This is a genomic window from Shivajiella indica (assembly GCF_042683085.1).
Classification (GTDB): domain Bacteria; phylum Bacteroidota; class Bacteroidia; order Cytophagales; family Cyclobacteriaceae; genus Shivajiella; species Shivajiella indica.
On record NZ_JBHUIV010000012.1, the window covers coordinates 55,329 to 62,440 of the forward strand.

The following is a 7,112-nucleotide window of genomic DNA, read 5'->3' on the forward strand; positions in this document are numbered from 1 at the left end:
TGGGAAAAATAAAGTTAATAGGGATTTGAAATGGTAATTTCCTTCTCCTCCTCCCATTTCAGAAAAATTTTATCCGCCACTTCAAATATTCTCTTTTTATCTTCTGCTTTCCAAATGCTCCCATTTGATAAGCGAACGGTTAGAAGATTATAATGAACCAAATATTGTCTCTGAATCACCTTACCCAAAATTCCTGTACTTTTATATAATTGAATATCCGAAGGACGAATAAAAACTTTGTTTTTACCTTGCACAGGATTTAAATGACTGAAGAGCTTTGCAGCATAAAGATTTTTGGGTTTCGAAAAAATATGCTCTGGATGACCTTTTTGAATTAATTTTCCCTTCTGGATAATAACCAGGTTTTCTGTCATCTGTAAAGCATCATCCAAATCATGGGTAACAAAAAGGACTGTGATCCCTAAGGTTTCAAACATTGTCTTCAACTCCTCAATTATTTCTCTTCTTTGGATCGTATCTAAACTGGAAAATGGTTCATCCAAAAGTAATACCTGAGGTTCTAAACTTAATGCCCTACCTATAGCGACCTTTTGTTGTTGCCCTCCTGAAAGTTGTCTTGGTAATTTATCCTTGAAAGGTTCAAGCCCAAGCAATTTAAGTAAATCTGCTACTCTTTTCTCCTTATAAATTTTGTCGTATTGTAATAGTGGCCTCGAAATATTTTCTTCAACTGTGGAATTGGGATACAAATGGTATTCTTGGTAAACCAACTGAATCTCATCAATGCCAGGAACCAATTTTTCTTTGGGATTTTGGATACGGATACCGTCTAAAAATACTTCTCCTTGGGTCCTGTTTTCCAAACCCGCAATTATTCTTAACAAAGTACTTTTCCCTGATCCACTTTCTCCAATCAAGGAAATAATCTGGCCCTTTTCTATACCTAAGGAAAAATTCTTGAGAACAGGTAGATCCTCTTGGTAGGTCTTATGAACGCCATTGATTTGAAGATAGCTCATGAATTGGATAGGTTATCTCTTTTAGATTTTGGAATACTATTTAAAACCAGATCATAGGAATGATCTACCAAATTCAAAATCAGTTTATCCGAAACGGATCCATCAAAAAGAACAGTATTCCAGTGTTTTTTATTCATATGATATCCCGGCATAATTCCTACAAATTCCTCTCTCAATTCCATTGCCCACTCTGGATCGCATTTCAGGTTGACACTTTTAAAATCCACTATATCTATGATAGCGAAAATCTTACCTCCAACCTTAAAACATAGGGTATCTTCATCAAAAGGGGTGTCTTCGGATGCACCGGGTTTGTTCAGACAATAATCACGAAAGAAAGAAATGTTCATAGCCTAAGATATACAATCAATTCACTGACTACAAACCTCCCCTCAAAGAAATCATAGAAGTCTCTTGGCGAACCAAATGACAATGGCTGCCAAAAACATCAGGATTGAAATTTTGTTGATGCCATGCATCATCCTGAGATTGAAATTGGAAGGCCTAGTCGGATCAGGTTTTTGAAAAACTCTGATAAAATAATTTGCTACTTCACCCAGTTGAAAAAATTCTTTGATTTTACTGTTTCCCATGGGTTTGTTTTTTTATGATTCTTTCTCTTTTTTGAAATTAATGATTGGTAATTGTTAATTGGTAATTTTCAATCACTCAGGATCAATCCACATACCATCTTTTTTAATGATCTCAATTAATTCGTCAACTGCTTTTGAAGAGGGAACTGATTTTTTGACCACTTCTTTTCCTTTATATAAGGTGATTTTACCTTTTCCTGAACCCACATACCCGAAATCAGCGTCTGCCATTTCTCCTGGACCGTTAACAATACAGCCCATGATTCCGATTTTAACACCTTTAAGGTGGTCTGTTCTTTTCCTTATCATCGCTGTTGTCTCCTGAAGATCAAAGAGGGTTCTTCCACAGGAAGGGCAGGAAATATATTCAGTTTTGGACATTCTGGTTCTAGCAGCTTGTAGCACCCCAAAGCTTACTGAATTATGTAACTTGATTTGGTTCAAAATAATTTCTCTGCTCTCATTTTTATAGGCATCAAGACTGATCATCATACCTTCTCCCAATCCATCCACTAATAGCCCTCCCACATCAGTGGCAGAATAAAGCATGGTTTTGTCGTTATCTTGCTTGGGATATGCAACTTTTACAACGACAGGTATCAAACTGTGATTTTCCATCAGTGTGAAAAAAGCCCTTCTAAGAGCAGCCATATTATGGGAATTTTCACTATACAGGATGATTACCAGGTCTTTTCTACCTTCTATATATGGAATTGCTCTTTTGACTTCGACATCGGATAAAATCAGAAAATTAAGCCCATAATGATGCTTTTCAGAAGAGATTAATTCATCCAAGGTAAAAGCTGGAAATTTATTTACCTGATCTTCTGATTTCAACCAAATTTTAAAATTCTGTATTTCTTTCATCCCATTAGGAAGCATAAATGGAATGGGATTATTACCTGAAAACACATAATCTGCCCCCTGATCGTTCATTTTCCATTTATCCAGTTCAGGAAGATAAAAATGTCCAATATTTTTCATCTCCTTCTCAGTGATTTGGGAAATAGCAGATATATCCGCGATTACTCTTGGTACATTCGTTCCACCAAAATTGAAGACTTCAATGGAGTCCCTTTTATTATACTCAAAAGGCGTAACAGGGATATGTTCTATTTCGTCAATATGGGAATGACCTGAGCGGTCAAGGTATCTATCAACCAAAGTTTTTGCCACAGGTGCTTCAAACTCAGGATCTTCAGTCAAAGATACCCTTACAGTATCACCAAGTCCATCTTCTAGAAGAGTTCCAATGCCCACTGCTGATTTTATTCTTCCATCCTCACCATCACCTGCTTCTGTGACGCCCAAATGCAAAGGATAAGGCTTAAAACCACCTTCTTCCAATTTTTGAACCAACAACCTGTAAGCCTGAACCATCACCTGGGTATTGGAAGACTTCATGGAAATTACAATATCATGGTAATTTTCATCCTCACAAATCCGCAAAAATTCCAAGGCTGATTCTACCATTCCAAGTGGGGTATCTCCATATCTGCTCATGATACGGTCAGATAGGGAACCATGATTGGTGCCGATCCGCATTGCCGTGCCATATTCTTTACAGATCTTCACTAAAGGAAGAAATCTCTCCCTGATTCTTTCCAATTCCTCTTGATAGCTTTGATCGGTATATTCTATAACTTCAAATTTCTTTTTATCAGCGTAATTACCAGGGTTGATCCGCACTTTTTCCACAATTTTCGCGGCTATTTCAGCTGCATTGGGAGTAAAATGAATATCTGCCACCAATGGGGTATTATACCCCTTTTTCCTCAATTCTTCTTTTATATTTTTTAGATTTTCAGCCTCTTTTATACTTGGTGCGGTAATTCTGATCAACTGGCAGCCACTTTCAATCATCCGGATACATTGTTCCACAGAACCCAAGGTATCCATGGTATCCACTGTTGTCATGGACTGCACCACAATAGGATTGTCTCCTCCGATGATGACGTCCCCTACTTTAACAGGAATGGTTTTCCTTCTTGAATATTCGGTAAGACTATTACAATACCTGATTTTCTCCAATAATCCTTTGGTTTCCATATGGCTTATAAATCTCCTAATTGAGGTCTGATAACTATTTCTTCAACAACAGAATAAGGCGAAAGGTTATAAGCTGACCATACCGAGTCAGCAATATCTTCTACTTTCATAAATCTTTCAACCGGGATATCCACTCCCTCCCAACTCGCTGTGAAGGTGGCACCCGGCAATATAGAGGTAACTTTAATATTAAATTCTTTAAGTTCTTGTCTCAAACACTTTGTGAAACCAAGCATTGCCCATTTTGAGATGGCATAACTTCCACCATTGGAATAGGCTGTCAGACCTGCAATTGAACCGATGGAAAATATATGCCCGGATCTTCTTTCAATCATTTCTAAAGTAAATGCTCTTGTCAGATAGTAGGCTGAAAATAGATTGGTATGCATCATCAATTCAAAGTTTCCTTCAGGTTCTAAATGAATGGATCCGGGAAGAAAAACCCCAGTATTATTGATAATCACATCCGGTATTCCCTGAGATTTAACCATTTTTGCAAAATCATCCACTTGCTCCTTTTGGGAAAGATCAGCAGTCTTAATATAGATTCTCTGATTTGGAAATTCCAGCTCAAAATCAGCTTTCAGCTGTTGTAAATCGGAGCTATTTCTGGAACAGGTAAACACGTCAAATCCCTCTTTGGCAAACTTTTGTATGATTGCCCTTCCTATTCCTTTGGTTCCTCCTGTAACTACAATGCTTTTGGACATTTACTTAGTGTTTTAATAGTTAGTATAACAACTATCTTCAGCGAGCAAAGTTACATTTTTTTGAAAACTTTCTGAACTTAAACGGATAATCGGAGGAGCTCCTGAATTTTTTATTATAATTTTATTTCCATGGAAACACAAATTACCGATAGACTTGAGCTGGCGGCCCATTTTGTCAACAGCACCAATAGCCCTATTTTTTTAACAGGAAAAGCAGGAACAGGGAAAACAACATTCCTAAAAAATCTCGCTGAGTTAACACACAAAAAATTTGTAGTACTGGCTCCAACTGGAATTGCAGCCTTGCATGCCAAAGGAGTGACCATTCATTCACAGTTTTTACTTCCCTTAGGGAGTTTTTTACCGACTAGAGAACCTGAAGGAAATTATGGGAAAAATGCCAGCTTTTACACTCAGTATTCTTTGGGGAGAAGACATACTTTAAACTTGGCAAGAAAAAAAGTTCTGAATTCGTTGGAATTACTCATCATTGATGAAGTCAGCATGCTCCGTGCTGATATTCTAGATGCAATTGATTACCGGATGAGAAGTGTGAAACGAAATTTCCAAGAACCATTTGGTGGGGTGCAGGTTTTGATGATCGGGGACCTTTTTCAATTACCCCCAATTGTGAAGGACTATGAATGGGAGGTCTTAGGTAAATTTTATAAGAGTATGCATTTTTTTGAGGCCCATGCTTTAAAACAATCCGGTATGGTATATATAGAACTGGACAAGATTTTTCGTCAAAAGGATGACAATTTTATCAAAATACTCAACAATTTGAGGGAAAATCGGGTAACTGAAGAAGACGTAAAGTTCCTGAATAGGTATTACAAGACTGGCGATGAAATCAAAAACCTGGAAGACACCATCATTATTACCACGCACAATTATAAAGCTGAGGAACAGAATATAAAAGAGCTCAATAACCTGAAGAGTCCTTCTCATTATTTTGAAGCTATTGTTGAAAAAGATTTTCCGGATAATCTTTATCCATTGCCAAAGACACTGGAATTAAAGGTGGGAGCCCAAATCATGTTTATAAAAAATGACAGTTCAGGATTTGGTGAATATTTCAATGGCAAAATGGCAAAGGTTGAAAGCATTGAAGGGGAGAAAATTTCAGTCCTTATGGCAGGGGAAAAAATTCGATATACCCTTAAAAGAGAAACCTGGGAAAACAAACGGTATATCATCAATGAAGAGACAAAAGAACTAGAAGAGGATATCATAGGCACATTTGAGCAATTTCCTGTTAAGCTTGCATGGGCAGTTACTGTTCATAAGAGTCAGGGATTAACCTTTGATAAAGCAATAATTGATGTGGGTCAGGCTTTTGCTCCCGGGCAAGTTTATGTTGCACTGAGCAGGTTGAGAGGATTGGAGGGTTTAATTTTAAGAACCAGGATCCAACCAAATGTAATTTACAGCGATCACGAAGTAGTGAATTTTACAACAGAAAAACTCCATCAGGATTCCCTTGAAATTCTATTAGGCCTTCATCAAAGAAAATATATAGAAAAATTATTACAAACTACATTTGATTTTGAGGAAATAATTCAAGGCATTTCGGCATTTTCAAAGGATTTTGATTCAAGTTTGGGATTTGAGGATATTGAAATGCAGACTACTATTCCAAAATTATATGAAGGCATCCTATTGGAAAGGGAAAATACCCTCAAATTCAGAAGGCAACTTTTAATGTTATTACAGGAAAAGGAAGAAGAAAAACTTTTAGAGCGATTAGAAAAAGGAAGTATCTATTATGGCCAACTTGTTGAAAACAGCCTAGAAAGGCTATATATCCATTTAGCGGAAGTAGAAAGATTTACAAAAACCAAAAAATACATTGAAGGTTTGTCTGAAATAGACTTGTTACTTATCAAAAAACTAGGGGAAATAAAAAAGATTACTTCTCTCATTCCATGTATATTCCACGGGTTTGATTTAGAGAAGATTGTAAGCATTTCAAAGGATATCGCCAAAATGAGAATTGAAATGATTGCTAATGCAAAGCTAAAGGCTAAGGAAAATCCAAAGTTTGCAACAACCAAAACCGGCAGAAAGAAGAAAGCTGACGGAGAACCTAGGATCAAACTTGCTAAAGGGGAAACATATGAAATCACCTATAAACTAAGTGAGGAAGGAAATAGTATTGCACAAATTGCTTCCCTGAGAAATATGGCAGAATCAACTATCAAAGGACACTTAGCCAAAGGAATTCAGGAAGGAAAAGCTTCAATTTTTGATCACTTCACTGAGGATTTGATTGAAGAAGTTAAGGGGATTTTGAAGAGGCATGATGCAGATTTTGGAGTCATAAGACAGGAATATCCGGACAAATATGACTATGGGACTCTAAAAATGGTTGCAGCCCATATGGGGTTACTAGAATAATAGATCCAAAATTTTGAAAAAACCAATTCCCTTCCCCGGAGTTCCCGTAATGACTCTTTTTTCTTGATTCTAATCTATTCTCTCGCATCTCGCCTCTGGTCTTTGGTCCCTAAAACACAAAACCCCCAGGATATCTCCTGAGGGTCTTAATAATGTGGCGGCGACCTACTCTCCCGGGTGTAACCCCAGTACCATCGGCGCTGCAGGGCTTAACTTCTCTGTTCGGGATGGGAAGAGGTGGGACCCCTGCGCTAGGCCGCCTAATCTTTGAGACTTCTAGATGCGAGATGCGGGACTTTTAGACCCGTTTCACTTCAATCTCTTAATATCTTTGTTCTTTCGATACACGAGTCTTGGCTCTTGTCTCTTGTTTTTTGTAT

The 7,112-nt window shown here is 37.4% G+C and carries 6 protein-coding genes and 1 rRNA gene; 1 reads left to right on the forward strand and 6 read right to left on the reverse strand.

Going from position 1 to position 7,112, the window contains the following annotated elements:
- Positions 1 to 14 precede the first annotated feature (14 nt).
- From ACFSKV_RS08400 to ACFSKV_RS08420, 5 genes are all read right to left on the reverse strand, one after another.
- The gene (locus tag ACFSKV_RS08400; RefSeq protein WP_380801512.1) at positions 15 to 980 is read right to left on the reverse strand and encodes an ABC transporter ATP-binding protein; all 966 of its coding nucleotides are present in this window, start codon (positions 978 to 980) and stop codon (positions 15 to 17) included.
- Positions 977 to 1,330, reverse strand: a complete 354-nt coding sequence (locus tag ACFSKV_RS08405) for an MmcQ/YjbR family DNA-binding protein (RefSeq protein ID WP_380801513.1) — start codon at positions 1,328 to 1,330, stop codon at positions 977 to 979. The genes ACFSKV_RS08400 and ACFSKV_RS08405 overlap by 4 nt, the downstream gene beginning before the upstream one ends.
- 51 nt (positions 1,331 to 1,381) lie before the next feature.
- Positions 1,382 to 1,573 (reverse strand): DUF6728 family protein, encoded by a 192-nt coding sequence (locus tag ACFSKV_RS08410; protein WP_380801514.1) that lies wholly within the window; start codon positions 1,571 to 1,573, stop codon positions 1,382 to 1,384.
- 72 nt (positions 1,574 to 1,645) lie between these two features.
- Complete coding sequence (gene ispG / locus ACFSKV_RS08415; protein WP_380801515.1) at positions 1,646 to 3,622, reverse strand: (E)-4-hydroxy-3-methylbut-2-enyl-diphosphate synthase; 1,977 nt, start codon at positions 3,620 to 3,622, stop codon at positions 1,646 to 1,648.
- A gap of 5 nt (positions 3,623 to 3,627) precedes the next feature.
- Positions 3,628 to 4,332: an SDR family oxidoreductase gene (locus ACFSKV_RS08420; RefSeq protein WP_380801516.1), complete on the reverse strand. Its 705-nt coding sequence runs from the start codon at positions 4,330 to 4,332 to the stop codon at positions 3,628 to 3,630.
- A gap of 129 nt (positions 4,333 to 4,461) precedes the next feature.
- On the opposite strand from ACFSKV_RS08420, the gene ACFSKV_RS08425 reads away from it, so the two are divergent.
- Positions 4,462 to 6,732, forward strand: a complete 2,271-nt coding sequence (locus ACFSKV_RS08425; RefSeq protein WP_380801517.1) for a helix-turn-helix domain-containing protein — start codon at positions 4,462 to 4,464, stop codon at positions 6,730 to 6,732.
- Positions 6,733 to 6,884: 152 nt separating this feature from the next.
- On the opposite strand, the gene rrf is transcribed toward ACFSKV_RS08425, so the two are convergent.
- Positions 6,885 to 6,996, reverse strand: a 5S ribosomal RNA gene (gene rrf / locus ACFSKV_RS08430).
- Positions 6,997 to 7,112 lie beyond the last annotated feature (116 nt).

Coding starts and splice junctions, on each gene's coding strand:
- ACFSKV_RS08400 (WP_380801512.1), bottom strand. CDS start 980: ATGAGCTATCTTCAAATCAATGGCGTTCATAAGACCTACCAAGAGGAT.
- ACFSKV_RS08405 (WP_380801513.1), bottom strand. CDS start 1,330: ATGAACATTTCTTTCTTTCGTGATTATTGTCTGAACAAACCCGGTGCA.
- ACFSKV_RS08410 (WP_380801514.1), bottom strand. CDS start 1,573: ATGGGAAACAGTAAAATCAAAGAATTTTTTCAACTGGGTGAAGTAGCA.
- ispG (WP_380801515.1), bottom strand. CDS start 3,622: ATGGAAACCAAAGGATTATTGGAGAAAATCAGGTATTGTAATAGTCTT.
- ACFSKV_RS08420 (WP_380801516.1), bottom strand. CDS start 4,332: ATGTCCAAAAGCATTGTAGTTACAGGAGGAACCAAAGGAATAGGAAGG.
- ACFSKV_RS08425 (WP_380801517.1), top strand. CDS start 4,462: ATGGAAACACAAATTACCGATAGACTTGAGCTGGCGGCCCATTTTGTC.